The 26,016-nt window shown below is 43.1% G+C and carries 25 protein-coding genes and 2 riboswitches; of the genes, 20 read left to right on the top strand and 5 right to left on the bottom strand.

The genetic code is table 11. The features are described from left to right. Positions 1 to 2: 2 nt before the first annotated feature. From bzaD to UF75_RS00615, 16 genes are all read left to right on the top strand, one after another. The gene (bzaD, locus tag UF75_RS00690; RefSeq protein ID WP_045572664.1) at positions 3 to 1,337 is read left to right on the top strand and encodes a B12 lower ligand biosynthesis radical SAM protein BzaD; all 1,335 of its coding nucleotides are present in this window, start codon (positions 3 to 5) and stop codon (positions 1,335 to 1,337) included. Beyond that, positions 1,334 to 2,836 (top strand): radical SAM protein, encoded by a 1,503-nt coding sequence (locus UF75_RS00685; RefSeq protein ID WP_045572663.1) that lies wholly within the window; start codon positions 1,334 to 1,336, stop codon positions 2,834 to 2,836. The genes bzaD and UF75_RS00685 overlap by 4 nt, the downstream gene beginning before the upstream one ends. Before the next feature lie 240 nt (positions 2,837 to 3,076). Beyond that, the gene (locus UF75_RS00680; RefSeq protein WP_045572662.1) at positions 3,077 to 4,573 is read left to right on the top strand and encodes a biotin/lipoyl-binding protein; all 1,497 of its coding nucleotides are present in this window, start codon (positions 3,077 to 3,079) and stop codon (positions 4,571 to 4,573) included. Between the two features lie 120 nt (positions 4,574 to 4,693). Then, positions 4,694 to 5,425, top strand: a complete 732-nt coding sequence (locus UF75_RS00675; RefSeq protein ID WP_045572661.1) for a YkgJ family cysteine cluster protein — start codon at positions 4,694 to 4,696, stop codon at positions 5,423 to 5,425. A 181-nt stretch (positions 5,426 to 5,606) separates the two neighbouring features. After that, positions 5,607 to 5,697: riboswitch (cyclic di-GMP riboswitch) on the top strand. Positions 5,698 to 5,849: 152 nt separating this feature from the next. Then, positions 5,850 to 6,224 carry a helix-turn-helix transcriptional regulator gene (locus UF75_RS00670; protein ID WP_045572660.1) on the top strand — a complete coding sequence of 125 codons (375 nt, stop codon included), beginning with the start codon at positions 5,850 to 5,852 and terminating at the stop codon, positions 6,222 to 6,224. A 153-nt stretch (positions 6,225 to 6,377) separates the two neighbouring features. Continuing rightward, positions 6,378 to 6,479, top strand: a riboswitch (purine riboswitch). A 256-nt stretch (positions 6,480 to 6,735) separates the two neighbouring features. Next, complete coding sequence (gene purE / locus UF75_RS00665) at positions 6,736 to 7,251, top strand: 5-(carboxyamino)imidazole ribonucleotide mutase (protein WP_045572659.1); 516 nt, start codon at positions 6,736 to 6,738, stop codon at positions 7,249 to 7,251. Further along, positions 7,248 to 8,543, top strand: a complete 1,296-nt coding sequence (gene purB / locus UF75_RS00660) for an adenylosuccinate lyase (protein WP_045572658.1) — start codon at positions 7,248 to 7,250, stop codon at positions 8,541 to 8,543. The genes purE and purB overlap by 4 nt, the downstream gene beginning before the upstream one ends. A gap of 27 nt (positions 8,544 to 8,570) precedes the next feature. Next, positions 8,571 to 9,284 carry a phosphoribosylaminoimidazolesuccinocarboxamide synthase gene (gene purC, locus UF75_RS00655; protein ID WP_045572657.1) on the top strand — a complete coding sequence of 238 codons (714 nt, stop codon included), beginning with the start codon at positions 8,571 to 8,573 and terminating at the stop codon, positions 9,282 to 9,284. A gap of 107 nt (positions 9,285 to 9,391) precedes the next feature. Continuing rightward, on the top strand, positions 9,392 to 10,810 hold the full coding sequence (gene purF, locus UF75_RS00650) for an amidophosphoribosyltransferase (protein WP_045572656.1): 1,419 nt from the start codon (positions 9,392 to 9,394) through the stop codon (positions 10,808 to 10,810). A 78-nt stretch (positions 10,811 to 10,888) separates the two neighbouring features. Beyond that, a complete protein-coding gene (purM, locus tag UF75_RS00645; protein WP_045572655.1) occupies positions 10,889 to 11,902 on the top strand; it encodes a phosphoribosylformylglycinamidine cyclo-ligase in 1,014 nt (337 codons plus the stop codon). Further along, positions 11,899 to 12,498: a phosphoribosylglycinamide formyltransferase gene (gene purN / locus UF75_RS00640; RefSeq protein WP_045572654.1), complete on the top strand. Its 600-nt coding sequence runs from the start codon at positions 11,899 to 11,901 to the stop codon at positions 12,496 to 12,498. Before purM ends, purN begins: the two co-directional genes overlap by 4 nt. Positions 12,499 to 12,512: 14 nt before the next feature. Beyond that, positions 12,513 to 14,057, top strand: a complete 1,545-nt coding sequence (gene purH, locus UF75_RS00635; protein ID WP_045572653.1) for a bifunctional phosphoribosylaminoimidazolecarboxamide formyltransferase/IMP cyclohydrolase — start codon at positions 12,513 to 12,515, stop codon at positions 14,055 to 14,057. Positions 14,058 to 14,079: 22 nt separating this feature from the next. Further along, positions 14,080 to 15,339, top strand: a complete 1,260-nt coding sequence (gene purD / locus UF75_RS00630) for a phosphoribosylamine--glycine ligase (protein ID WP_045572652.1) — start codon at positions 14,080 to 14,082, stop codon at positions 15,337 to 15,339. A gap of 242 nt (positions 15,340 to 15,581) precedes the next feature. Next, positions 15,582 to 16,118 carry a manganese catalase family protein gene (locus UF75_RS00625; protein ID WP_045572651.1) on the top strand — a complete coding sequence of 179 codons (537 nt, stop codon included), beginning with the start codon at positions 15,582 to 15,584 and terminating at the stop codon, positions 16,116 to 16,118. Between the two features lie 163 nt (positions 16,119 to 16,281). After that, positions 16,282 to 17,481 carry a WYL domain-containing transcriptional regulator gene (locus tag UF75_RS00620; protein ID WP_045572650.1) on the top strand — a complete coding sequence of 400 codons (1,200 nt, stop codon included), beginning with the start codon at positions 16,282 to 16,284 and terminating at the stop codon, positions 17,479 to 17,481. Positions 17,482 to 17,485: 4 nt separating this feature from the next. After that, a complete protein-coding gene (locus UF75_RS00615; protein ID WP_242860053.1) occupies positions 17,486 to 18,430 on the top strand; it encodes a WYL domain-containing protein in 945 nt (314 codons plus the stop codon). Positions 18,431 to 18,472: 42 nt separating this feature from the next. Here the strand turns inward: UF75_RS00615 and UF75_RS27925 are convergent, their stop codons facing one another. Continuing rightward, positions 18,473 to 18,610: a hypothetical protein gene (locus UF75_RS27925; protein ID WP_156146144.1), complete on the bottom strand. Its 138-nt coding sequence runs from the start codon at positions 18,608 to 18,610 to the stop codon at positions 18,473 to 18,475. A 260-nt stretch (positions 18,611 to 18,870) separates the two neighbouring features. Here UF75_RS27925 and UF75_RS00610 point away from each other — a divergent pair, with 260 nt between their 5' ends. Beyond that, complete coding sequence (locus tag UF75_RS00610) at positions 18,871 to 19,800, top strand: HD domain-containing protein (protein WP_045572649.1); 930 nt, start codon at positions 18,871 to 18,873, stop codon at positions 19,798 to 19,800. Positions 19,801 to 19,873: 73 nt separating this feature from the next. On the opposite strand, the gene UF75_RS27920 is transcribed toward UF75_RS00610, so the two are convergent. Beyond that, positions 19,874 to 20,041 carry a hypothetical protein gene (locus UF75_RS27920; RefSeq protein WP_156146142.1) on the bottom strand — a complete coding sequence of 56 codons (168 nt, stop codon included), beginning with the start codon at positions 20,039 to 20,041 and terminating at the stop codon, positions 19,874 to 19,876. Positions 20,042 to 20,388: 347 nt separating this feature from the next. Here UF75_RS27920 and UF75_RS00605 point away from each other — a divergent pair, with 347 nt between their 5' ends. Continuing rightward, positions 20,389 to 20,820, top strand: a complete 432-nt coding sequence (locus tag UF75_RS00605) for an iron dependent repressor, metal binding and dimerization domain protein (RefSeq protein WP_045572648.1) — start codon at positions 20,389 to 20,391, stop codon at positions 20,818 to 20,820. An 11-nt stretch (positions 20,821 to 20,831) separates the two neighbouring features. On the opposite strand, the gene UF75_RS00600 is transcribed toward UF75_RS00605, so the two are convergent. The 3 genes from UF75_RS00600 to UF75_RS00590 are packed head-to-tail and all read right to left on the bottom strand — an operon-like array spanning position 20,832 to position 23,265. After that, positions 20,832 to 22,232, bottom strand: coding sequence for a nucleoside recognition domain-containing protein (locus UF75_RS00600; protein ID WP_045572647.1), 1,401 nt, complete (start codon positions 22,230 to 22,232; stop codon positions 20,832 to 20,834). Continuing rightward, positions 22,220 to 23,002 carry a FeoB small GTPase domain-containing protein gene (locus UF75_RS00595; protein ID WP_045572646.1) on the bottom strand — a complete coding sequence of 261 codons (783 nt, stop codon included), beginning with the start codon at positions 23,000 to 23,002 and terminating at the stop codon, positions 22,220 to 22,222. Before UF75_RS00595 ends, UF75_RS00600 begins: the two co-directional genes overlap by 13 nt. Next, positions 22,999 to 23,265 (bottom strand): FeoA family protein, encoded by a 267-nt coding sequence (locus tag UF75_RS00590; RefSeq protein WP_045572645.1) that lies wholly within the window; start codon positions 23,263 to 23,265, stop codon positions 22,999 to 23,001. Before UF75_RS00590 ends, UF75_RS00595 begins: the two co-directional genes overlap by 4 nt. Positions 23,266 to 23,577: 312 nt before the next feature. Between UF75_RS00590 and UF75_RS00585 the strand changes: the two genes are divergently transcribed. After that, on the top strand, positions 23,578 to 25,386 hold the full coding sequence (locus UF75_RS00585) for an ABC transporter ATP-binding protein (protein ID WP_045572644.1): 1,809 nt from the start codon (positions 23,578 to 23,580) through the stop codon (positions 25,384 to 25,386). Positions 25,387 to 25,464: 78 nt separating this feature from the next. Next, positions 25,465 to 25,920, top strand: a complete 456-nt coding sequence (locus UF75_RS00580; RefSeq protein WP_045572643.1) for a pyridoxamine 5'-phosphate oxidase family protein — start codon at positions 25,465 to 25,467, stop codon at positions 25,918 to 25,920. Positions 25,921 to 26,016 lie beyond the last annotated feature (96 nt).

The following is a 26,016-nucleotide window of genomic DNA, read 5'->3' as shown; positions in this document are numbered from 1 at the left end:
ACGTGCGTGTTCTGATGATCCAAACCCCTTCAGTAGAAGACCTCTCTCAGGAAAGAGTCTATCCTATCGGGATTGTCCTCCTGGCTGGCTGCCTTCAAGGGTATGGTCATGAGGTGAGTATCTTGGACATGAACCTGGAAAAAGATCCTTACGGAGCGCTGAAGGAGAAACTATTGACGTTTCACCCTGAGGGAATTGGTTTATCCCTGCGTAATATTGATCCGCTGGGCAATAAAACGAGCTCGCTTATTTCTCCTTTTATCGTTACGGTTCGGTTAATCGCCGCCGTTTTGCCCCAAGCTTGGTTGATTGTGGGCGGCACCGGCTTTTCCCTTTTTCCAGAACGGCTGATGCGAGAGGTGCCTGAATTAGATTACGGAATTGTAGGAGAAGCAGAAGTAACCTTTCCTGCTCTTCTCCGCTCAATAGACAATCCACCGCCAATGCCCGGACTCTGCCGACGAGAAGGCCTGAAGGTGCACGTTTCACCACCTGCAACTAATTTTGACATGGCAAATTATGTCCCTGCGAATCGCCTTTTACTGGACCCTGAGCTTTATAAAGGGATTAATAACTACGTTCCCACGATTGGAATAGAGGCCAAACGTGGCTGTGCGTTTAACTGTGCTTATTGTGTCTATCCGCAGCTTCAAGGGACGAGATTGCGGTGCCGCCCGACAACTGCTGTCGTGGATGAAATGGAACTCTTGCACAAAGATTATGGCATTGAGAGTTTTCATTTTACCGATCCTGTACTCAATGCTCCCCGCGGTCACCTTGAGGGAATCTGTGAGGAGATACTCCGTAGAAAGCTCAAGATTCGGTGGGACGGTTTTATGCGGGAAGACCAGCTTACTGAAAAGAATGTCGCTATGTTTGAACGGGCCGGGTGTGAATGTTTTTCCTTCTCCCCTGACGGTCTGTGCCAGGAATCACTAGATGTCTTAGGCAAAAACCTTAGTGAAGCACAGATTTTAAAAGCAGCAAGTTTCGTCGCTCAAACAGATGTGGTCAGTGTCTATCATTTTATGGTTAATGTGCCTGGGGAGACGGAAAAGACCTGCGAAAAAAGTATTCAGTTTGTCGAAAAGCTTTACGAATTACACAGCAAGAAAAAAAATCTTGGAACTATCATACTGAATAATATTCGGATTTTACCAGGCACTGCTATCGAAAGCATGGCCAGGGCACAAGGGGTCATCGACGCAGAAACGGATCTGCTCTATCCGACCTATTACAACCCCAAACCGTTTAATACCTTCAGATACAAGCTGGAAACACTTCAGCAGTGCAGAAACGTATTCATGTGGCAGGAAGTGAGGAGGGAAGTAAAGTGAAGATACTATTATTAGAGCACCCACGAACCGTCTGCTCAGAACGATGTAATGACATCGCCAATACTCCCCTTTCCTCATGTCTTCATTCAGGTTATATTGCCGGTATGCTCAAAAGCGAAGGGCATGAGGTCGAAATCATAGAAGGTTTCCTGGATGGGCTCGACTACCAGGAAATTGAGCGCAGGGTTAAAGCGATGCAACCAGACATGCTGGGGGTTCATATGGTCTACCATTGGCAGACGGACACGGTCTTGTACGATTTTCTCCACAAGGTTAAAGTTAAACAACTATCCTCGTATATCACGGCTTACGGGTATTATCCGACCACTGACTTCGAAGACATTTTAAAGCAGTGCCCAGATATTAATTCAGTGATCTTAGGTGAACCGGAACTGACCTTTGTCAAAGTGGCAAAGGCTTTAACTGTTCAAGATAGTCTAAAAAAACTTCCCGGTCTTGCTCAGAGGGACGACTTTGGTACGATTGTTTCACAGCGGCGCGAACTGGTAGGTGATCTGAACGCTCTCCCTTTTCCCGTACGAACTGAAGCCCTGTTCCGTCTACCTGAAGTAAACCTGCAGGGAAGTAGGGGCTGCTATGGGGGGTGCACTTTTTGCTACATCAACCCTTTTTATGGACAGGGATCTCAGTGGCGTGGACGAACTCCGGAAAATATTATTGCGGAAATCGATGATTTAATTGCTAAACATCAAATCAAGGAATTTTATTTTACCGATCCCAATTTCTTCGGCCCGGGTGATAGAGGCCAACAACGAGCCTCGCGCTTGGCCACCTTCCTGAAATCCAGAAACATTCGCTTTGGCATCGAGGCCCGGGTTAACGATATCCATGAGGAAACTATAAGTGCGCTGGTAGACGCAGGCTTGCACCATCTTCTCATAGGACTGGAGAGCGGTAGTGATAGTTCACTGAAACGGATCAATAAGATGACGACGGTTGCTCAGAACGAGAGGGCTATTAGAATTCTCCGTAAATATGGGATTGAACCTAATATTGGGTTTATCATGTTTGAGCCGGACTCAACCTTAGATGATATCCGGGTCAACTTTGAGTTTCTAAAGCGAAATGATCTCATGAAAAATCTAGCGATTACGGCGAATATGCTTTATCACCACATGATTGTCTTAAAAGGAACGAAGGCTCACCGAGATCTACAGATGGCTGGGCGTCTGGAGGCCCAAGCATCAACTTATGAAAGTGTTGTGTCTCTAGCAGATTCTAAAGTCGCAGTCTTGGCCTTGATCATGAGGAGAATTACTAACTTCCTTTTCGACTGTATGGCTGGAATTTGGGGTGGGAAGGTTCTGGAACCTGAGAATGCCCAGGAACGGTATGCAAAGATAAATGGTTTATTGGTCAACCAATTTGAGAGTACTTTAGAGTCGTTGGAGGCCGGGGGAGAGTTTACAGAGGAACAAATAGAGACACTGATTAGGATGAATGAGAAAGAGATAACAGGTATCTTGACAGGGTATTGATCGTTTTTTATTCTTGCCAATAATAAGTCTAGTAAAGAGCCTTTTGAGGGGCTCTTTTTGTTTTTGGGGTTAAGGTGGGTTCAGCGTGGTTATGTTCAGCTGGCGTTCAGTTTTCATTCAGATGCAATTCAGCTTGATGTTTTATACTTAGTAAATGACGATGACACTATCATTAATGATACATAAGGCTCATCCGCTAAGCGCGAGGTGAAAAGCAAATCGAGGAAAAGGGGAAAGAGTATGAACAAAAAATGGCTTAATAAAAAATGGGTGACCATCGGGGTCATCAGCGTCCTGGTTTTGGGAGGAGGCTATTGGGGCTATAAACGTTTTGCGACTAAAACTGCTGTGTCCACTAATATTACTGCTAAAGCAAAAATAGGAAATGTCAGCAAGGTGATTACAGCTACCGGGACGGTTAATTTTCCCCACTCAATTCCTTTACAATTCTCAAATAATGGACAGGTGGTTGAACTCAATATTAAGGATGGGGATTCTGTAAAGAAAGGGCAAGTTCTTGCTAGGATTGATGACGCTGCTCTTAAGACATCCGTTGTGCAACAGCAAGCTAACTTAATGACGGCTCAAGCGAAACTTCAATCCCTTCAAGATGGATTTAACGCCCAAACGAAAGCAGAGGCTCAGTCGGCACTCGCCAAAGCACAACAGAATTTAACCACAGCTCAGCAGAATGCGGATTCAAGTTATTTAGCAAACCAGGTCTTACTGGCTGATCAGAATGTCAAACAGACTAGTGATGCTTTAGCTAAGGCGCAGCTAAGTGGAAATACATCGACTATACAATCTGCTCAAAGCACGTTGAACCAGGCCTTAACTGCCTTAAGGACTGCTCAAAATTTGCAAAATGGTGGAGCAGTTCAGGCTTTAACGGCTGCACAAGCGGATGTCACGTCAGCTCAATATAAAATTAGTCAGCAAGAGGCTGGTCCGACAGCAGCAGACCTGCAATCGGCTCAAGCCAACATCTCTCAAGCACAGGCTCAACTTGACAGTGCGAACGCGAAATTGGCAGAAGCCACAATATTAGCGCCAACGGATGCAGTGGTTATCGATACTGGGTTGCAATTGTACCAATACACAACCGACAATTCAATGATCACGATTACGCCATCAGAGGGCACAGGGAGTAGTCTTGAAGTAGCAGCGACGATTGATCAGGCAGATATTGCTCAGGTCAAAATAGGTCAAAACGTGGATATTACCCTTGACGCGTACCCAGATGAGCATAGCAGTGGCAGTGTGAGCTTAGTCGCCCTACAAGGAACAACGGCTTCGAATGTTACCACGTTTAAAGTCACGGTGGCGGTAGAACAGGCCAGCGATAAGCTTCGTTCGGGAATGAATGCTAATATTGACATCGTTGTGGCAAAAGCCAATGATGTTCTGACTGTTCCTAGTGAAGCGATCAAAACTGTAGGCGATAAGAAACAAGTTTTAGTGCCAGCAACAACAAGCACTGACAGTCCAACCCAAGCGGATCAAGTCGCACAATCAGGCGCGAAAACAGGCATAACAAGTGGGCAGAACGCGGCTAATTTACAGTATGTGACAGTGAACGTTGGTTTGGATGATGGAACTAATGTGGAAATCAAAAGTGGGTTAATGGAAGGGCAAGAGATCGTTATCGGAACTAGCCCTTCCGCCACTACTACGACTTCGAAATCTAGTTCGGGATTATTGGGTGGCGGTCCTGCTGATGGTCCTCCTCCTAACTAACCAGATATTAGAGAAACAGAAGCTTTGGAGAAATGAGTTGAAGAATTAAAAAATTCGCTAACTATCTTATCCCTGGGAGATGATTTATAATAGTAAGGTATTTTTAAAGGGGGCGAATTTATGGATCACCGAGATTTACTCCTGGATGAAGACAGTGAGTTTAAATTTCATTGCCATGATGGGCTGGATTGCTTTAAAAAATGCTGCCGGGACATCAATATCTGTCTCACTCCTTACGATGTCCTGCGGATGAAAAATTTTCTGGGTCTTTCTTCAGGAGAATTTTTGGAGAAATATACCCTTAAGGTACCTGTGCATCACTCCGGCTTTTCCATTGTACAAATCAAGATGTCCGAGGAGGATAACCTAAAATGTCCTTTCATCACACCAAAGGGATGCCAGGTTTACCGGGAGAGGCCCTGGGCCTGCCGGATTGCGCCGGTGGACATGTTGGGCGGGGGAAAATACTCTTTTGTTTTCGAAAGTTCCCGCTGCCACGGGTTAAATGAGACAAAGGCACAAACCATAAAGGAATGGGTTCTTGACCAGGGTTTAGAGATCTACAAAGAAATGGAACAGGGGTTTAGCGAGATACCTAAACACTTAAAACTCACAGTCAACCGGGAAACTGATGAAGAAATTATTAAACTTTCCTTTATGGCCTGCTATGATCTGGACAAATTCAGAAATTTCTTAATGAATAACCCTTCCCTGTACGAAAAAATGAATTTAAATGAGGATATATCAGACCGAATCAAGCACGATGACGTTCAGTTAATGAAATTCGGGTTTAAGCTGCTATCTTTGGGACCCGACCGGTTAAAAGACCTGTCAACTGGCGGGTTAAATTGATATAATCATTAATTCGCGAGATATTTAAAGGTTTTTAAAAGCAGAATTAAAAAAATATTTAAATTTTTTAATAACTATGCTAAAATAGCACTGAAGGGTTATTAGCAAAATACGACATCATTTAACACAGTTATTTATTTGTACATAAAATATATATATTAGCTATTTTTTCTGGAAATTATTCTGATAAAGGCAAAATGCCTGAAAAGGTGTGACGCAAAGCCATGGGTCTACAGCAGTAAAGATACTGTCATGATTGCCAGGTTGCCGGAGAGGAAATTTGAGCTCCTGCCGGGACTAAGTATCCCTGGTATGGAGTTCTTTTTGTTTTTTTAACAAGGTTTGGATAATGCTGCTCTACTTTAAACCTATACTTCGACAGACTGTTGCTATTAGCTATTAATTCAACTAGGGAGGTTGAAATATGGATAAAGTTGTCCTACAGTTACGTAAGGCCAGAGAAGCTAAAGGAATGGAGTTGAAAGAGGTTGAGGAAATTACTAAAATTCGTAGTAAATATCTAAAAGCATTGGAAGAAAGGGACTACTGTGCCCTTCCCGGTGGAGTTTACACGGTAGGATTTTTGCGTTCTTATGCTCGTTTCCTTGACTTAGATGCAGATAGTATAGTTAATGCATTTCAAATGAAAGTAACTGCGACTCAATTAGAAACCACTTTTGATAAAACTATTCAAGAAACAAATAGGCTGCATCGAGGGCAATCTTTAGTAGTGAAGATTTCACAATTGTATAAAGAGGTAGGTTTACTATTTAAGTTCTTAAAGATAAATAGGATATAGTCAAAAAGATATTAAAAGAAATGTTTCTATTATGGCAGTCCGAAAGGGCTATTTTTTTTACAATTTTCAGCATTAGCCGAACGTTCCCGTTAAAATTTATATTAATGTTCGATTATCTATTGACCTTAATGTAACCTTCTTGTAAAATGAACTTATCTAAATTTCATAGGAGTTCATATAACCGCGGTGATATGGTCCGCAAGTTTCTACCAGGCTGCCGTAAATAGCCTGACTATGAGCGAAAGTGTACCTAGGGCAATTGACTTGTACTAGTAAGACGGTCAACCGTCGCTAGCCAAGTTTTCTTTGTCCGAGTGGTACAGATTTGATTGAGCAATCAAATTACACCGAAGGGATAAAAGCCCAGGCGGGTAGGTTTCACTCTGATTAAAGGGTGTAATCTGCCCAAGCCTGGGTTTTTGCTATGGAAAAGGATTAAGGGCAGGAGTATTTGATGAGGGTAAGAGTAATGATAAGAGAAATAGTATGGGAAAGAGGGGGCGAAAAATAGATGAGTCAAGTCGGGGTCATTATGGGAAGTGATTCAGATTATAAAATCATGGAGGAGTCCGTGAAAATCCTCCGTGAATTTGAGCTTGATTTTGAGGTTAAGATTTCTTCAGCTCATAGAACGTTGGAAAGAACTGTGGAATGGGTGAAAGGTTTTGAAGCCCAAGGCGGAAAACTTATCATCGCGGCGGCAGGTTTAGCGGCTCATTTACCCGGCGTTGTAGCGGGGGCAACAATTTTACCCGTCATTGGTGTTCCTCTGAGAAGTGGTGCCATGGCAGGAATTGACGCTCTTTACTCCATAGTGCAAATGCCGCCAGGAATTCCGGTTGCAACTGTAGGCATTGGTGCGGCACGCAATGCAGCGTTGCTTGCGGTCCAGATCCTTGCCATTCAGGACAAACCTTTAAGTGCTAAGGTTAAAAACTATCGAGCTCAGATGCTGAAGGATATCGAGGCGAAGGATGAAGCGTTGCAAAAAAGGGTAAGTGAAGGGATAAAGGGGACTAACGCATGATTGAGCGGTATACACTGCCCGAGATGGGTAGGATTTGGACTGACGAACATCGTCTAGAATTATGGTTGAAGATCGAGATTGCGGCGTGTGAAGGGTGGGCCAAGCTAGGAAAGATTCCGAATGAGGCGGTTGAAGTCATTCGTGAAAAGGCTTCTTTTTCGTGGGAAAGGGTACAGGCTATTGAAGAAGTAACCCAGCATGATGTGTTAGCATTCTTGACTAATGTTGCCGAAAATGTAGGAGATGAAGCAAAGCACATTCATCTAGGCCTAACTTCTTCAGATGTTCTTGATACAGCGCTGTCCCTGCAATTAGTAGAAGCATCCGATATTTTACTTTCTAAAATGGCAGGATTGGAAACCGTTCTTCGCCGCCGAGCGTTAGAGCATCGGGATACGATTATGATGGGGCGAACACATGGGATTCACGCTGAGCCTATTACCTTAGGGTTGAAGTTCGCGTTGTGGTACGACGAAATTGGACGTCAAAAGAAACGCTTAGCTTTCGCCCGTGAGGAGATACGGGTTGGGAAGATTTCTGGTGCTGTGGGAACGTTCGCCAATGTAGATCCTCAAGTTGAAGCGCATGTTTGCCAAGTACTTCAGTTAGAACCAGCTCTGATATCGACTCAGATATTACAACGTGATCGACATGCCTTTTTTATGACAACCCTGGCAGGAATTGCTAGTTCACTAGATAAAATGGCGACCGAGATTCGCAACTTACAGCGAACCGATGTCCATGAAGTGGAAGAAGCTTTTGGAAAAGGGCAGAAAGGCTCATCTGCAATGCCTCACAAGAAGAATCCGATTACTCCGGAGCGGATTTGCGGCATGGCTCGGGTTATTCGTGCGAATGCCCAAGTTGCTTTGGAAAACGTGGCTTTATGGCATGAACGAGATATCTCCCATTCCTCAGCGGAGCGGATGATTCTACCAGATAGCACTATCGCTCTTGACTATATGCTCCATAAAATGACCCAGCTTATGGATCGGCTGGAAGTATTCCCAGAGCAAATGAAGGTGAACATCGACAAGGGATTTGGTTTGATTTTTTCACAACGCGTCATGCTGGCCTTAGTCGAAAAGGGCGTCAGTCGTGAAACGGCTTATGCTTTGGTGCAACGCAATGCTATGGAAGCCTGGAATACTAAAGAGCAATTTCAAAGCTTGATCAGTAGAGACCCTGGCATACGGGAATATTTAAATGAAGAAGAAATTAGCGACCTGTTTGATTATGCTTACCATACCAAACACGTAGTTGATATATTTGAGCGTTTAGGCCTTGTTTAGGTGAATTATGAAAGGGGAAAAAGGATTATGAAAAAGCTAGCATTAAGGTATGAGGGAAAAGCGAAGAGAGTTTATGATACTGATCAAAGTGACTATTTCTGGGTAGCTTATAAAGATGACGCGACTGCTTTTAATGGCGAGAAAAAAGGACAAATTGTGGATAAGGGAGAAGTCAATAACCAGTTATCAGCACTCTTTTTTGAAGAGATCGAAAAAGCGGGTATCCCAACCCACTTCGTTCGACTGTTAAGCGAGCGGGACATGCTTGTGCGTCGCCTAGACATGATTCCGCTCGAAGTGGTTGTGCGTAATATTGTGGCTGGAAGCTTAGCAAAGCGCCTTGGAGTAGAGGAGGGCTTTATTCTCTCCCGACCGGTTGTAGAATTATATTATAAAGACGATAAATTGGGAGATCCGATGGTTAATGAATCGCATGTGGCAGCGATGGGTTGGGCTAGTGTTGAGCATGCGCGTGAGATCCAAACTTTAGGCTTTAGAATTAACGAGATCCTAAAGAAAATCTTAGGAAAAGCAGGAATCGACCTGATTGACTTTAAACTTGAGTTTGGGGTTGCCGATGGAAAGGTTCTTCTAGGAGATGAGATATCTCCAGATACTTGCCGTTATTGGGATAGTGAAACTCATGAGAAACTAGATAAGGATCGCTTCCGACGGGATCTCGGACGAGTGGAAGAAGCTTATCAGGAAGTCTTTCGCCGAGTTAAAGCTGCTCTCGTTTAAAGAAAAGGTTAAGCTGAATAAATCAATATGTTTAGTTCAGGATGCGCGTAAATCCGGGTATAGGGAGATTAAAACGCAATCTAACTAAGTGGGAGAGGAGGCCGGAAATGTTCAGATTTGGAGAGGATAAACCGAAAGAAGAATGTGGCGTCTTTGGAATTTACGCTCCCGACCAAGAAGTTGCTCGTTTAACCTATTATGGGCTATACGCCTTACAACATAGAGGGCAGGAAAGTGCCGGTATCGCCACTTCGGATGGTCGAGGCATTATGCTGCATAAAGGGATGGGCTTAGTTTCAGAAGTATTTTCTGACAGCATTGTAGAAGGGCTGAAAGGGAAAATGGCGATCGGTCATGTTCGTTATTCGACGACGGGGTCCAGTCTGCTCGCCAATGCCCAACCGTTGGTGGTACATTATCAAAAAGGTATGATGGCTTTGGCCCATAATGGAAATTTGACGAATGCTTTAGAACTAAGGGAAGAGCTGGGTAAGAACGGAGCAGTTTTCCAAACGACGATTGATAGTGAAGTCATCATTAATCTAATTACTCGGTATCGCCGGGATTCATTAGAAGATGCACTAGTCAAGACTATGATGGATCTCCGCGGAGCATATGCCTTGGTTATCCTTGCTGAGGATAAATTGTTTGGGATAAGGGATCCCCATGGTGTTCGTCCGTTATGCATTGGTTTGATGGGCGACCATTATTGCCTCGCTTCAGAAAGTTGTGCATTAGATACTGTAGGTGCAGTCTTTGTGAGGGATGTCGAACCTGGCGAAATTATTGTTATTGATGAAGACGGATTGCACTCACGTCAAGGGCTTACCAAAACTGCGCACACGGCTTGTGCGTTCGAATATATTTACTTTGCCCGACCAGATAGCACGATGGATCAGTTAAACGTTTCAGAGAGCAGACGTCAGATGGGCATTGAATTGGCTCGCGAGTGTCCGATTGAGGCGGATCTTGTGATTGCTGTCCCAGATTCAGGAACTGCCTCCGCCCTTGGATATGCCACAGCACTGGGGATTCCTTTTGGTGAAGGACTGATTAAGAATCGCTATGTCGGCCGCACCTTTATTCAACCGACTCAGGCTATGAGAGAAGTTGGAGTTCGACTGAAACTTAATGCGAATACGAGCGTTCTAAAAGATAAACGTGTGGTCATGATTGATGATTCCATTGTGCGTGGAACTACGAGTTCTAAGCTAGTGGAAATGGTTAAAAATGCAGGGGCCAAAGAAGTCCATTTCTTAATCAGTTCCCCGCCAGTAGCCTATCCATGTTATTATGGGATTGATACAGCCGAACGGGAAAAGCTGATTGCTAATCAATTAGATATTGAAGGAATACGCAAGTTTGTAGGGGCTGATTCATTGCATTATATCTCTGAGGAAGGCTTACTCCGGGCACTTGGCACGTCGGATGTTTGTTTGGCTTGCTTTAATGGCGTTTATCCTATTCCACTTTCGAGTTTAAACCAAAGCAAGAACAATTTTGAACTGAGGAATTCTTGCGGATGAGTTTTTGGATTTGGCATCTTATATAGGTTCATGTGATAAAGATAATGCTGATGTATTGAAACTTAAGGAGGAACAACGTTGGGATACTCATATCGAGACGCGGGCGTCGACATTCAAGCTGGGAATGAAGTAGTGGAGCGCATTAAGCCAGCGGTTGCCAGAACACTTCGTCCAGAGGTTCTCGGCGGACTTGGAGGGTTTGGTGGACTTTTTAAGTTGGATTTGGCTAAGTATCCGGACCCAGTCCTTGTTTCCGGAACGGATGGTGTGGGAACGAAGCTTCGCCTTGCTTTTCAGATGAATCGACATGATAGCATCGGGCAAGATGCGGTCGCTATGTGCGTCAATGATATTTTAGTGCAAGGTGCAGAACCTTTGTTTTTTCTCGACTATCTTGCTGTTGGCAAGGTGGAGCCGAGTCGGGTTGCCGAGGTTGTCGGCGGGGTTGCCAGAGGGTGTGAAATGGCAGGCTGCTCGTTAATTGGGGGAGAAACTGCAGAAATGCCTGGTTTCTATGCCGAAGACGAATATGATATTGCTGGATTCTCGGTGGGGGTTGTCAATCGGAATCAGTTAATAGATGGCTCAAAGATTCAAGAGGGAGATGCTCTTATAGGCATACCTTCAACGGGACTTCATAGTAACGGGTATTCCTTGGCCCGAAAAATAGTGGAGAAAATACCTTTGGATGAAGTAGTCCCTGAGTTGGGGGAAGCGCTGGGAGAGGCTTTACTTCGACCGACGAAGATTTATGTCAAGTCCATTTTACCGCTTCTTGAGGGAGGCAAAATTTTAGGTATGGCACATATTACGGGGGGAGGGTTAACAGAAAATATCCCCCGGATCTTGCCAGTAGGTTTAGGGGTGCGGATTGATTTAAATGCTTGGGAGCGTCCTGCAATTTTTAGGTTGCTCCAACGCCTTGGAGATGTAGTTTGGCCAGAAATGTATCGAACCTTTAATATGGGGATCGGTTTTGTTCTTGTTGTTAGTCAGGAAAATGAAGGTTCGGTGCGTCAAAGGCTCGATGAGTTAGGTGAGAAAGGTTTAGTCATTGGAAGGGTTGTTAAGGGAGAAGGGGTGGAATATTGAGGACGGCGATACTGGCCTCTGGCCGGGGGAGTAATCTTCAAGCCTTGATTGAGGCCTGTCATAGTGGTTATCTTCCTATTGAGATTGTGGCTGTGGGCTCGGATCAACTTGGAACAGGCGCACTCCAACGATCTGAAGAGGTAGGAATCCCTACTCGTGTTTTCCAAATCAATAATTACCCTCATCGTCAAGCCCAAGAAGAGGATATCCTGATTTGGATCCAGGAAAACCGCGTCGAACTATTACTTTTAGCGGGTTATATGCGAGTTTTAGGTCCTCAATTTATCAGTCAGGTTCAGTTTCCTATTATGAATATTCATCCTTCCTTACTCCCAGCTTTCCCGGGACTTCATGCCCAGCGTCAAGCTTTGGAGTACGGGGTCAAGGTAAGTGGGTGTACAGTGCATTTAGTGGATCAAGGCTTGGACAGTGGCCCTATTATTCTACAGGAAGCGGTTCCTGTTTTGCCTCAAGATACTGAAGAGAGTTTAGCCCAAAGAATTTTAGAGGTGGAACATCGTCTTTATCCAGAGGCTGTTCGTTTATTAGCGTTAGGGAAGGTGGAGCGATCCGGACGTCGAGTAAAGATTTTGTAACAGGAGGAATTTTAATGAAGCGAAGAGCTATTATCAGCGTTTCAGACAAGACAGGGATCGTTAATTTAGCGCGTGAGCTAGTAGATTTAGGCTTTGAATTGATTTCGACTGGGGGAACTTACAAAACCTTGGATGAAGCCAATATCTCTGTAAACTATATAAGTGAGGTCACAGGATTTCCTGAAATTTTGGAGGGCCGAGTAAAGACACTCCATCCTTTAATCCACGGCGGAATTTTAGCGCGGGATTGTATCGAACATATCGAACAAATGGAACAAAACGGGATCCGTTTTATTGACTTAGTCGTGGTGAATCTTTATCCGTTCCGAGAAACCATTGCCAAACCGGGTGTTAGTTTTGAAGAAGCAATCGAAAATATTGATGTGGGTGGGCCAACCATGGTTCGCGCAGCGGCCAAAAATCATGGGCGTGTTACGGTCATTGTTAATCCAGAGTCCTATGAGGAGGTTATCAGCGTGCTGCGCGAGACGGGAACAGTTTCGGCAGGCATGCGTAAGCGCTTAGCTGCTGAAGCCTTTGCGCATACCGCAGAATATGACCGTCTAATTGCAGGATACTTAGAGCGACAACTTGAACCCACTGGCAGTTTCCCCGAAACCCTTCGTATAACGGCCCAGAAAGTCCAAGAATTACGTTATGGTGAGAACCCACAGCAAAAGGCTGCCTTCTATATTAATTCTGAAGCTGGGGAAGGATCCCTAGCAAACGGAAAGCAACTCCAGGGAAAAGAACTTTCTTACAATAATTGGGTCGATATGGATGCGGCTTGGAAAATAGTACACGAGTTTGATTCGTGTGCAGCAACGATTATTAAGCACTCTAATCCTTGTGGAGTGGCCTTGGGGAAAACTCCTTTAGAGGCATATGAGATTGCCTACGCTGCCGATCCTGTCTCAGCTTATGGTGGGATCATTGCTTTTAATAGAGTGGTGGAAACGACCTGTGCTGAAGCACTGCGAGATCGTTTCTACGAAGTGATTATTGCGCCTGAATTCAGTCCAGAGGCTCGAGAAATTCTTACTGCAAAGCCAAATCTGCGACTTTTTGTAGTTGGACGAGGAGATTCAGGTAAAACAAAGGCTGGCTGGGCTTTCAAAAGCATTGATGGCGGATATCTTGTGCAAGAGGTTGATCATGGGACAACTTCGGTTACTGAATGGGATGTTGTGACAGACCATAAACCAACTGAAGAGGATCTCCAAGCGCTTAATTTTGCGTGGCGTGTTGTCAAGCATGTCAAGTCAAACGCGATAGTGGTTACAGATTCTAGACGAACACTCGGTGTTGGAGCAGGGCAGATGAATCGTGTGGGGTCGGTCAAAATTGCTCTTGATCAGGCTGGAGAGGACTCTAAAGGGGCCTATTTGGCCTCAGATGCTTTCTTTCCGTTCCCGGATTCTATAGAAGAGGCAGCTAGGGCAGGAATCCGGGCGATTGTACAACCGGGAGGATCCCTTAAAGATGCTGCAGTGATAGAGGCGGCGAATCGTTTAAACATCATAATGGTTTTTACGCATCGTCGGCATTTTCAACATTAACAATGATGGGGAGACGAGGGCTATGGGTTATAGCAAACGGGTGTTAATTGTGGGTAACGGAGGGCGTGAACATGCTCTGGCTTGGAAAGTAGCGCAGAGCCCAGAACTTGAACGACTATTTGTCGCGCCTGGGAATGCAGGAACTATATTATGGAATGTGGCAATTTCAGCTAACGATATTGGAGGGTTAGTGGAATTTGCGCTCAACGAAAGGATCGATTTAACGGTAGTCGGTCCGGAAGACCCTTTAAGTTTAGGAATTGTGGATGCCTTTCAGGAAGCAGGTCTAAGGATCTTTGGACCCACTCAGGCGGCTGCGATGCTGGAAGGGAGTAAATCCTTCGCTAAAACTATCATGGAAGGTGCCAAGATTCCGACCGCGGAGTGGCAAGTATTTGAGGATTCGGACCAAGCTAAAAACTATATCAAATCACTGGGAGCCCCTTGCGTTTTAAAGGCAGATGGTCTCGCTGCAGGTAAAGGGGTCATTGTTGCTCAAGATTTGGAAACTGCTCTTCAGGCAGTCGACGAAATTATGGAGGGCGGCTTTGGCTCTGCAGGTAAAAAACTGGTCATTGAGGAATTTTTGGAAGGGCAAGAAGTCAGCTTATTATGTTTTTGCGACGGAGTTTCTGCTTTGCCTATGGTTCCTGTTCAAGACCACAAGCGGGCCTTAGAGGGTGACCTGGGCCTTAATACGGGTGGAATGGGTACCTATAGCCCTCCTCCAATTTGGTCATCAGAGCTTGAAGCCGATGTCCTGCGCGATCTGGTTGAACCAACTTTACGAGTTATGCAAGAACGGGGGACGCCCTTTAGTGGAGTGCTTTTTTTGGGATTGATGTTAACACAAAAGGGACCCAAACTTCTGGAATACAATGTCCGCTTTGGAGACCCAGAGACGCAAGTCGTGATGAAACGTTTAAAGTCAGATCTTTTGCCGGTTCTTTGGGCGTGTACCGAAGGCCGTCTGGCTGAGGTCGAACTGGATTGGAAAGAAGAGGTCGCTGTCTGTGTTGTGATGGCCGCTCAAGGATACCCATTAACCTACTCTAAGGGGGTTCCAATCAGACTGCCTGAGGTGAGGGATGAGGCGGTGATATTCCATGCTGGGACGCAAATCAGTGGTGGGCAACTTTTGAGTAGCGGCGGAAGGGTATTAGGTATTACAGCTGACGGCAAAACCCTTCAGGAGGCTCGAGAAAAAGCCTATTCCATTGTAGAACAAATTGAGTTTCCAAAGGCTCATTATAGACGGGATATTGGGGTAAAGGGACTTTAACACATAAATTTTAACAATATCTTCACATAAAGTTCACGGAACAGCAACATATACGCGTTATAATAAATTATCCAATGATCCTCCGTGATTGAGCGGTTTAAGATAAATTCTTTTCTTCTTCTTTTCTTTTAACTCCCCTTCTTTTTTGCCCCTCCTATCTGGAGGGGTTTTCTTTTGTGACCATGGCAATCCCGCTCCCATATACTGAAGGGCAGGATTAAAAAATAGGGGGAGGGATGAGAATGTTTTATTATCGAAAGCGTTTAATTTATCCCGTACATGTTGAAGGTCCGGATCCAATCTTGGTTAAAGAATTGCGCGAGGATTACGAGAGGGAATTAATATCATGTATACAGTACTTAAACCATCGAGCCTATATATCGAACCGATTTGTTCGGGAGCTGCTAGGATTAATTGCAGCTGAGGAATTAGGACATATGGAAATAATTTCAGTAGCCATTAATAAGTTAGGTGGTGCGCCACCTATCTTTGAAAATCATCAGCGGGGAATAAACAATATTGACCAAACCCTTGATGCTAGTTCTGTGCTGAAAATCAATATCGAGGCTGAAGACCGTGCGAGTCAACGCTATCTTCAGCATTTGGAACTAACAAGTGACCCCCACATGAAGCGGTTAAATAAGTTTCTTAGCAATAGAGAGGAGGTACATAAACGTTTATTGCAAAAAGCACAGATGTTAATCCGAGAAATCGGTTCACCAGAGGAATTCAATGAGTTGATTTACGATTATAAGATAAGTCTTCAAATCTTGGAATGATGATTGTGAAAGTCGGCCATTTGGCCGACTTTAAAATTTCCTGGTTTACGGAGGCTTACTTAATTATTATAAGTTTATGGTAACGTTCTTTTTTTTGGCCTTTTGGAGGAATCCAGAGCTTTTTGTGTAATTGTTAATACAGGGGATGGGAGGTAAGTAAGTTTTGGATAAGTTAACACGCCAACGCGAAATTGTTAAAGATATTGCCACAGAACCATGGGTACACACCTACGCAAGCTTGGCAAATAAATTTGGCTTAAGCCATGCGACTATTCAAAGGGATTTTGAAGAAATGAAGGATAATGGCTTTCAATTTAAGCTGGATGAAATGGAAACTCTTTATCTCCTTTCAAGTGGTTGGAATGGGGTTGCTCCAGTCAAAGAGTCAACCCTACGGCAAATGGAGATTTTGAGAATGCTTACCTCCATCCCTCAAGGATTGACTATCCTGGAAATTTATAAACGTTTTAATCGACGAGATGAAGAAGAAATCAGTCGCAAAACGGTGGAACGAACTTTAAAAGATTTAGAAAAGAAGAATCTGATTAAACGTCAAGGGGAAGAGTATGTAATTTGCTCAGAGCAAATGCTACCGCCCATTCAGCTTGAGTTGCGGGAAAAGACCCTGCTTTTAGAAGCTTTAAACGTGGCTAGTGCGCTAGCACCCATTTCAGATGAAATTAAATCTCTAGACGCAAAACTTAAACTATGGCTTGGGGAGAACACTCAGTCAAGAGAAACTATGTTTGTGCACGGTAGAACTCCTACGCAAGACGTACATCGCAGCCAATGTTGTTATCAACTCGAAGAAGCAGCACGTAGTAGAAGCCAAGTTGAGATTCTTTATCGTAAAGAAGAAGGACCAGCACGTATACTTAGAGTAAACCCTCTGGGGATTGTTTATTATTGGGTCCTTGATAATTGGTATCTTATTGCTCAAGATGGGCGGTCTCAAACCATAAAAACATATTTAGTGAATCGAATATTAGATGTCACTTGTTTAAAGGAGACGTTGTTTCCCCCAGTCGAAGGGTTTAATCTTAAAGCTTGGTATCAGTTTGCTTGGGGAGTTTATCGGGATCAAAAACCTGAAACGGTTGTTATTCGTTTTCATCCTCATTTTTCCACACTTAACCGTGTGAGAGAGGAACTTGCCAAAAGGGCAACCTGTACTTTAATCGAGGATGGAGACGGTCTTTTAATGAAAGATCGTGTAGAAGGCTTAGATGAACTGGCCGTCTGGTTAAGAGGGTTTGGAGCGGGCGCGGAGGTTCTTGAACCTCCAGCACTTAGGAAAAAAGTCACTGAAGAATTTGAACGACTCCTAAAAATGTATGGAGGTGGATCCTCTGGACTCGATTGAACGTATGGGAAAAATTATGGCCTTGCTTGAAGCTCACCCTGAGGGATTAACTGGACGTACCTTAGCCAATGGATGCGGTGTTCCATGGGGGACGATGAAACAGGATCTTAAAGTGTTAGCTTCTTCTATCGAGAATACGTTTCCTTTATATACGGATCATGATGAAGGAAATGATAACGATGAGGAGGATCTGTTTCAGCCAGAGGTTAAATGGTTTATGGCTGCGGCAGAAAAACGATATACTCCGGTTTATTTAAATGTTCGCGAGGCGGTAGGGGTCTTAGGCATGTTAGATTTTTTGCAGGAAGAAAATGCTTTAAAAGAGCGTTTAAGACAAAAGATTCTATCTGGTTTTGATGTAGAAGAAGAGAATTTTCGCTATATCAAAGGAGGGCTAACTCCCTTAGAACCAATTAATGGTAATACATTTCCATTAATTGAGAGCGCAATCTCCAAAAACAAGCGGGTATCCCTTGAGTTCAATGGTCGAGGGATAACGGTTGATCCCTTGGGTATTGTCTATTATTCGCGTTTAAGGTGCTGGTATTTTGTAGCTCGACAGGGTGAAACAGTTAAGACCTATCATTTAAAGAACATTCGAGAGGTGAACGTAACTAACGAGTCTTTCGTTTACCCGGAAGGATTCTCTCTTAAAAGTTGGCTCGGGCCACGTTGGGGAATGGAATATGGAGATTTGATTCGAGTAAAAGTACGTTTTTCTAATCGTTCTCAAACACTGGCAAAGGTTCGTAAGGATGTGGCCCACCGTACAAGTCAATTAACCACTTTAGAAGACGGATCTATTCTCTTTGAAGATGAGATTATTGGAGTTAATGAATTTTTAACCTGGGTTTTGGGGTTTGGATCCGCGGCGGAAATCTTAGAACCGGAGGAGTTTCGAGAACTTATGCTCAATCGAATTTGTGAAACGATGGGGAATTACTCCTGAAGTAGAGGAAGTTTCTTGGCATCCTACGGCGATAAGAGTTCGTTATGGGTTAGCGCCTCGGCGATACTCTCCACCGGAGACTATCGTGATCGCACAACGTTCCATTGCTATTCGCTTGTCGCTAAGGCTAAAACTCAAAACCTCTGGGCTTACTGCAAGTGAACCGTTGAGTTTCTTCACGCCTTATCGACTGCGCTCATTGACGCAATTCCACTAATCGTGCTCTCTTAGCCAAGAAACTTCCTCTTGGCTAGGGTCGACGGGGGACTGGATGGGCAGTGTCGCTGTTTGCTTCTTTGACGTAAATGAGCTTTAATAACTTTTTCGAGTATAGATTTTAGTGTCAGATATGTATGAATGAAATTGCGATTATAAAGAAATGTCTCCTAACTTTGGTACAATAGTTATGATGAGGGCTGTTAATAGAGAGGATGAATGTAATGCTCAAGGATTGTAAAGCTGGGGAACGGTTTGAAGGGATCTTGCTGGTTAATGAATGGAAAGAGGTTCCCTTTCGGCAAAAGCCGGGTGCCTACCTCTCCATGACATGTCAAGACCGATCGGGGATGATTCAAGGGAAAATGTGGAATTATGATTCACAAATTCTAGTATGGCTTAAAGATCAGGATATTTTTCGAGTCAAAGGGGTTGCTTCTGAGTACCGTGGTGCTCTGGACCTTACGATTGAAGCAATTCGGTTGGTTCCGAAAGAAGAGGTGGATTTATCTGATCTTCTACCAAGTTCTCCGGTGACTGTAGACGAGTTAGAAAGACGCTTAGATGTTTTGATCAAAAAGATAATTCAACCGGAGATTCGGATCCTGCTTGAACAGTTTTTTAGCCATCCGGAATGGGGAATTGCCTTTCGCCAAGCTCCTGCCGCTATGAAAATACATCAGGCCTATCTTCGTGGGCTTTGGGAGCATAGTGTTAGAGTTGCCGAACTTGCCGAAGGGATAGCTGACCATTACCCGGGCATCAATCGTGATTTAATCGTAGCGGGGGCGCTATTACATGATATGGGTAAGATCGGTGAATACTCCTACGACCGGGGGATTAAGTTTACAACGGAAGGACGGTTGCTTGGACACATTATCTTAGGGATCGAACTCCTAACCGAGGAGATTGCTAAAATCCCAAGTTTTTCACGTGATTTGCGTTCTAAATTGTTGCATATTATTACAAGCCATCATGGGAAATATGAGTGGCAATCCCCAAGGCGGCCAAAGTTAATGGAAGCTTTGGTGATTCATTATGCAGATGTACTGGATGCTGAACTTTACCAGTTTGAAAAGGCTAAAGAGAACTACCCAGAGGATGAGTGGTCCCCCTATATCCCGAGTATGGAGCGGTATATTTACTTGAAGTAGGGAGTCAGTTTCTTAGCCCGTTCGCACAACGCTCCATTGCTATTCGCTTGAGGATATGGCTAAAACTCAAAACCTAAGGTAAGAGGCGAACGATATCGTCAGCGATAAGTTGACAGGGCTTACCAAAGAGTTGGTATTCGATAATCATGTTTAGAGCGTCTAGATTGGGGTTGGCAAGTAAGATACGTCGTAGTTCAGGGTGGATTGTTACTGATAACTTTTTTTTATCTGAATGATCCATCGAAGGAGCCTCCTCCGTAGATTGATACAATAAAATTTTCTGTAGTGTAGTTTATGTGAATTGAAGGGTTCTATCCAAAGAATTTAGGTCGTTCGATATAGGAAATTTTCCATCAGATGGAGATTTGACTCCTTCTGAAGTCTATGAACTTCTCATACAGAAATAATAGAAAACGTGGAACTTAGAGTAAACTAAGTATCCACGTTTTTGTTTGTAATTAAAAAGGAATCGGGACTACTATCAATTGGAGAGAAAATCCAATTATTTAAGAATAGTTGGAAAGTCCCGCCAAGAACTTGCATATGTATTAGTGAAATCGTACAAGAAAGTCATGTTAAGGAGTGGCAATGACGAATCTGACACCCAGTTTAGAAGATTATTTAGAAGAACTATATCGTTTTTCCCTTTATACAGATACGGTGAGGGTAACGGATCTCAGTGTAAAACTGAGTGTTTCTATGCCTTCTGTAACAAAAGCCTTGCATAAACTTAAAGATGGTCAATATATTTCTTATGAACGATATGGCGAGATTTCTCTTACCGAAAAAGGGAAAGAATTGGGTGAATTCTTAGTTAAACGTAACCAATTATTAATGGAATTTCTGATCCTTATTAAAACGAATTGTAATATTGAAGCAGAAGCTGAGGCGATGGAACATTATCTGTCTGAGGCTACCATTCGTTCAATTCAAGCTATTGTCACATTCCTGAACAATAATCCTGAATGGTATAGAGTTTTACTTGAATACATAGTATCTTCTAATAAAATCGAGACGTAGTCTCGGAGGAACTAGACTAAGCCAAGAGATCGAACCACTTGGGTGAGGATGAAACAAACAGAAATCCCTATTATTGTTGGAATGATGAAAGAGAGGAACATCCATTTTTTACTGCCTGTTTCTTTATAAGTTGTCAATAATGTGGTTGCACAAGGCCAATGAAACAGGGAAAATAACATAACGTTGATAGCGGTTAACCAAGTCCAGCCGTTATTAACTAAAACGTTTCTAAGTCCGTCCAAACTACCCAAGTCCTGTAGATATCCTGTTGAAAGATAACTCATTAAAAGAATCGGTAAGACGATCTCATTGGCTGGTAGCCCAAGAATAAAAGCCAAAAGGATAAACCCATCTAAGCCAATTAATTGACCTATGGGATTTAGAGCCTGAGCTAGAGATACAATAATACTTTGCTGTCCAAGATAAGTGTTTGCTAAAATCCAAATTACTGCACCGGCTGGGGCTGCAGCTAAAACTGCGCGTCTCAAAACAAAGATGGTGCGATCAATCATAGACCGATAAATAACGGCTCCAATCTGAGGACGTCGATATGAAGGCAATTCAAGGACTAGTGAGGAAGGCTCACCTTTTAAAATGGTTACAGATAAAACTCTAGAAACTAGTAAGGTAACGGCTATTCCTGACAGAATTAACCCTGAAATAACAAACGCGGTCACGAATCCCGAATAAGGGACAAATGTTCCGCCAATAAAGATGGAAGTTACAATGATCAAGGTTGGAAATCGGCCATTGCAGGGTACAAAGCTATTGGTCAAAATTGCGATTAAGCGCTCGCGTGGAGAGTCAATAATTCGGCAGGATGTAACGCCGACAGCGTTGCAACCAAATCCCATACACATTGTCAAACTTTGCTTGCCACATGCTTTGGCCTTTTTGAAAATATGATCCATATTAAAAGCTATTCGAGGTAAATAACCTGAATCTTCTAAGAGGGTAAACATGGGGAAAAAGATTGCCATAGGGGGCAACATCACGGAGACTACCCAGGCCAAGGTGCGATAAACTCCTAAGACGAGGATGCCATGTATCCAAGCCGGGGTACCTGCCCATTGAAACCAAAGAGTGAGTTGATCTTGGAAGGTAAATAGCCCTGAAGCAATGAGACGGGAAGGGAAATTTGCCCCTTCCATGGTTATCCAAAAGACGATGACTAACATGAGTAACATGAGTGGATAGCCAAACCACTTGGAGGTTACGAGATCATCGAGTCGTTGATCAAGGCCTTTCTGATGAGTTTTCTTTTTGGAGAGAACTTGCTTAGTGATCAGTTCAGCATTTCCATAGATATCGGCAACGATTTGATCGCTAAGCGAATTGAGATTTGAGTTACGAACACTTTCTGCCTTACCGCAAACGTCACTTAAGCTTCCGGAAGGAGTCAATGGGCGCATTTTGATTCCTCCCAACCTGGAGATAAATCTCTATCTATGGATAAGTAGTTGCTTAAACTATCTAAGAAGCTTCCGTCTCCGTCCAACAACCGCAAGGCAATCCAACGAGGGGACAAGGGGTTATTGGCGATTGTTTCAACGTGTGGAAGCAGGTCTCTAACGGCTTCTTCCACATCGGAGGAATAGACAATTTGACGGGGACGAGTTTGCAGGGAACCGGTAGCAACTTGATATATCTTTTCGCGTAGCTCTTTGAGCCCCTCTCCTTGGCGTGCGGAGGTAGCAATCACTGGAACTCCTAATTCATGTTCTAAGGAAGGCAAATCAATCACTAGATCCTTCTTTTGAGCTTCATCCATGAGATTCAGACAGACGATAACCTTAGGCGTTATTTCAAAGACTTGGAGAGCCAGATTCAGATTCCTCTCCAAGCAAGTTGCATCAAGGACGACAACGGTTACATCCGGATTTGCAAAACACAGAAAATCGCGGGCTATTTGTTCTTCGACAGTATGAGCTAATAATGAATAAGTACCCGGCAAATCGATGATTATAAAGGATTTTTGACGATATTGAAAGTCTCCTTGGGCATTATCGACAGTCTTACCAGGCCAATTGCCCGTATGTTGATGAAGACCAGTAAGAGCATTAAAGATTGTACTTTTCCCAACATTTGGGTTCCCTGCTAAGGCAATTGAGAACTGATTTTTAGCTTCGGATAAACCAATATGGTCTTTCCGGGATTTTTTTTTCTCTGCAGAAAGAATCATACATTTTCCTCTCCATTCGATAACCTTTTAACTAAAATTTGGGTAGCATCTTCGTTACGCAAGGCAATCAGTGTTTCCCTTACAAGGTAAGCGGTCGGATCGCCGGATGGACCTCGTCTAATACAGCGGATTATGGTCCCGGGAACGATTCCCATGTCGAGAATACGGCGCCGTAAAAGGCCACTTAATTCCAAGGAAACTATTTGACAGACCGAACCTGGAGATAAGTCTGCTAATGGATCGATTTTTCCTGCACCCTTCATAACAGTACCCCCTTTTGTTGCCTTAGCTAACCAGAAATCTGTTCTGTAGGTTAGCCACGGCTAACTTTTAGTTAAAGTATAGTTTGAATAGATTATGTAGTGGAGTCTCTTTTGCTCCCTCCAAAGCTTGAACTATAATAAAAAGTTACCCCTTAGGATATTGTCTAGGGTAAGTTGCCTTTTTGCAATAATATCGTTTCAATAAGAAACAGACCTTAATGAGGGCTCTAAGAAGTCCTTTTAAGGTCTGTGGGGAAGGGTTGGAGATGAGGTGAACAACTATGATATACTTAGGCAATAGGAGTGGATACTATGAAACAAGGGATAGGCAGACTGAGGTTTGCAGATGACACGATAGAAATGCCAAAGGTTACGAGAAAAATGATCACTAGAATTGTCAGCTATTTTATTCCTTACTGGATGAGAATGCTGATGGTTATCGGAACGATCATAGTTGCTTCAATATTGGGCCTTGTGCCTCCGATATTAATCAAAAATATTATCGACAAAGCATTGCCTGAAAAGGATTTAAAGCTTTTAAGTCTATTTATCGTGATTTCGATAGGGGTTACGATACTGCTTGGCTTGTTACAAGTAGCGCAGTCTTACTTGAGTATATGGATCTCTAAACACATCATTTACGATATGAAAAATCAGATGTATTCTCACTTGCAGCACATGTCTCTGAATTTTTACTCGGCGGCCAAACCAGGGGAGATCATCACCCGATTGACAAGTGATATCGATGGAATCCAGGATATCTTCAACATGACTGTCGTCAATGCCTTAAGTAGTGGTGCGGTACTGGTTAGCACTGCTATTGTCTTGATATCCATGAATTGGAAACTGGCAATTGTGGGGATGATCATATTACCAACTTTTATCATCCCAACTCGTAAAGTAGGGAAATTGAAATGGAAGATTGCTTCTCAAAGCCAAGAGAAAATAAGTGAGCTCAATCAGTTAATCCAAGAAACCTTGAGCATTAGTGGAGCGATACTCACTAAACTATTTACCAAAGAAAAGGAAGAATATCAGCGATTTGCGAGGATAAGTAAAGAAGTTATCAATCTCCAGATCCATGAATCTCTAGTGGGGCGATGGTTTCGAATGACCATCACTACCTTTATTGCCATAGGTCCCATGCTCATCTATTTTAGCGGGGGATATTTGTACATTAAAGGTGAAATAACCATTGGAGGAATTATAGCCTTTGTAGCACTTTTAGGGAGGCTATATTTACCTGTTTCACAACTCTCCAATATTCATATTGATGTCACAAGGTCAATGGCCTTATTTCAACGAATTTTTGAATATTTTGATCAAAAACAAGAAATTGAAGACAAACCAAGTGCCCACAAATTAGAGGCCATACAAGGTAGGGTCCAATTCGATAAGGTTTATTTTTCCTATAATCGTGACGTTCCAGTCTTAGAAAATATTAGTTTTTCCGTAAACCCAGCTACTATGGTGGCCTTAGTGGGTTCCAGTGGTGCAGGAAAAACTACCATTACTAATTTAATTCCCAGATTATATGATGTAATTAAGGGGAGTATTAAAATCGATGGTCGGGATATTCGTGAGGTAACACTGGATTCGCTAAGAAGTCAGATTGGGATTGTAATGCAAGAACCCTATCTTTTTAACGATACGATAGAAGCAAATTTAAGATATGGTAAACTTGATGCGACGGAGGAGGAAATCAGGTCAGCCTGTAAAGCAGCCCATATTCATGATTTTATTATGACGTTACCGGATAACTATCACACGATAGTCGGGAATAGAGGAATAAAGCTTTCGGGGGGAGAAAAGCAAAGAGTATCAATCGCCAGGGTAATTTTAAAAAACCCAAGGATTATTATCCTTGATGAAGCGACCTCCTCATTAGATTCTGTATCCGAATTGTATATTCAAAAGGCTATGGTGCCTTTGTTAAAGGACAGAACGAGTTTTGTTATTGCACATAGATTATCTACAGTGCTTGCCTCAGATCAGATTCTTGTCATTGAGAATGGCACGATTGCAGAAAGCGGAAACCATGAAGAATTAATCAAGCAAGACGGCCTTTATCGTCAAATTTATAATACTCAGTTTAGAATACAGACAAATCTCGATAAGTAGAGTAAGATAAATTTGGTTTTATAGCTTTTATTGAAGGATTAATTATGTAGTGATTAAACAATGGAAAGAGGCTAAAACATGAGAAGAAATGATAAGCAGATTAATCAACAGGAAGAAATGGATGGGATCATGGAGAAAGCTCAGGTTTGTCGATTAGCTGTATCCTATCAAGATATGCCTTATATTATCCCCATGAGTTTTGGTTACCAAAATAAAGAATTATATTTTCATTCTGCGGTAGAAGGCTTAAAACTCTCGATTCTTCGCGAAAATCCTCAGGCTAGCTTTGAAGTTGAAGTGGATACTCAAATTGTCCCTAGTAAAAATGCCTGCAATTGGTCCATGCGGTATAAGAGTGTCATAGGGTTTGGCGAAGTCGAATTTATAGAAGGAATTGAGGGCAAGCGTGAGGGAATGAAGATTATCTTAAAGCATTATTCAGAGGACATATTCGTATTTGAAGAATCTGAGTTAGCTAAAGTCACTGTATTTAAGCTCAAGATAAACACAATGACGGGTAAAAAATCAGTTTAATGGTTTATTAATTTATTTTTTTTAAAATTTTACAAAAAAACAGTTTTTTATAGAGGAAATAAGGAAGTATTTGTCGAAGAAGAGCACATATTATAG

Source organism: Desulfosporosinus sp. I2, from assembly GCF_000960765.1.
In the GTDB taxonomy this organism is placed as follows: domain Bacteria; phylum Bacillota; class Desulfitobacteriia; order Desulfitobacteriales; family Desulfitobacteriaceae; genus Desulfosporosinus.
This window is presented reverse-complemented; position numbering and strand designations above follow the sequence as displayed.

Bases quoted from the DNA above. Each gene is read 5' to 3' on its own strand.
- UF75_RS00680 (WP_045572662.1), top strand. From the start codon at position 3,077: ATGAACAAAAAATGGCTTAATAAAAAATGGGTGACCATCGGGGTCATC.
- UF75_RS00675 (WP_045572661.1), top strand. From the start codon at position 4,694: ATGGATCACCGAGATTTACTCCTGGATGAAGACAGTGAGTTTAAATTT.
- UF75_RS00670 (WP_045572660.1), top strand. From the start codon at position 5,850: ATGGATAAAGTTGTCCTACAGTTACGTAAGGCCAGAGAAGCTAAAGGA.
- purE (WP_045572659.1), top strand. From the start codon at position 6,736: ATGAGTCAAGTCGGGGTCATTATGGGAAGTGATTCAGATTATAAAATC.
- purB (WP_045572658.1), top strand. From the start codon at position 7,248: ATGATTGAGCGGTATACACTGCCCGAGATGGGTAGGATTTGGACTGAC.
- purC (WP_045572657.1), top strand. From the start codon at position 8,571: ATGAAAAAGCTAGCATTAAGGTATGAGGGAAAAGCGAAGAGAGTTTAT.
- purF (WP_045572656.1), top strand. From the start codon at position 9,392: ATGTTCAGATTTGGAGAGGATAAACCGAAAGAAGAATGTGGCGTCTTT.
- purH (WP_045572653.1), top strand. From the start codon at position 12,513: ATGAAGCGAAGAGCTATTATCAGCGTTTCAGACAAGACAGGGATCGTT.
- purD (WP_045572652.1), top strand. From the start codon at position 14,080: ATGGGTTATAGCAAACGGGTGTTAATTGTGGGTAACGGAGGGCGTGAA.
- UF75_RS00625 (WP_045572651.1), top strand. From the start codon at position 15,582: ATGTTTTATTATCGAAAGCGTTTAATTTATCCCGTACATGTTGAAGGT.
- UF75_RS00615 (WP_242860053.1), top strand. From the start codon at position 17,486: ATGGGAAAAATTATGGCCTTGCTTGAAGCTCACCCTGAGGGATTAACT.
- UF75_RS00610 (WP_045572649.1), top strand. From the start codon at position 18,871: ATGCTCAAGGATTGTAAAGCTGGGGAACGGTTTGAAGGGATCTTGCTG.
- UF75_RS27920 (WP_156146142.1), bottom strand. From the start codon at position 20,041: ATGGATCATTCAGATAAAAAAAAGTTATCAGTAACAATCCACCCTGAA.
- UF75_RS00605 (WP_045572648.1), top strand. From the start codon at position 20,389: ATGACGAATCTGACACCCAGTTTAGAAGATTATTTAGAAGAACTATAT.
- UF75_RS00600 (WP_045572647.1), bottom strand. From the start codon at position 22,232: ATGCGCCCATTGACTCCTTCCGGAAGCTTAAGTGACGTTTGCGGTAAG.
- UF75_RS00595 (WP_045572646.1), bottom strand. From the start codon at position 23,002: ATGATTCTTTCTGCAGAGAAAAAAAAATCCCGGAAAGACCATATTGGT.
- UF75_RS00590 (WP_045572645.1), bottom strand. From the start codon at position 23,265: ATGAAGGGTGCAGGAAAAATCGATCCATTAGCAGACTTATCTCCAGGT.
- UF75_RS00585 (WP_045572644.1), top strand. From the start codon at position 23,578: ATGAAACAAGGGATAGGCAGACTGAGGTTTGCAGATGACACGATAGAA.
- UF75_RS00580 (WP_045572643.1), top strand. From the start codon at position 25,465: ATGAGAAGAAATGATAAGCAGATTAATCAACAGGAAGAAATGGATGGG.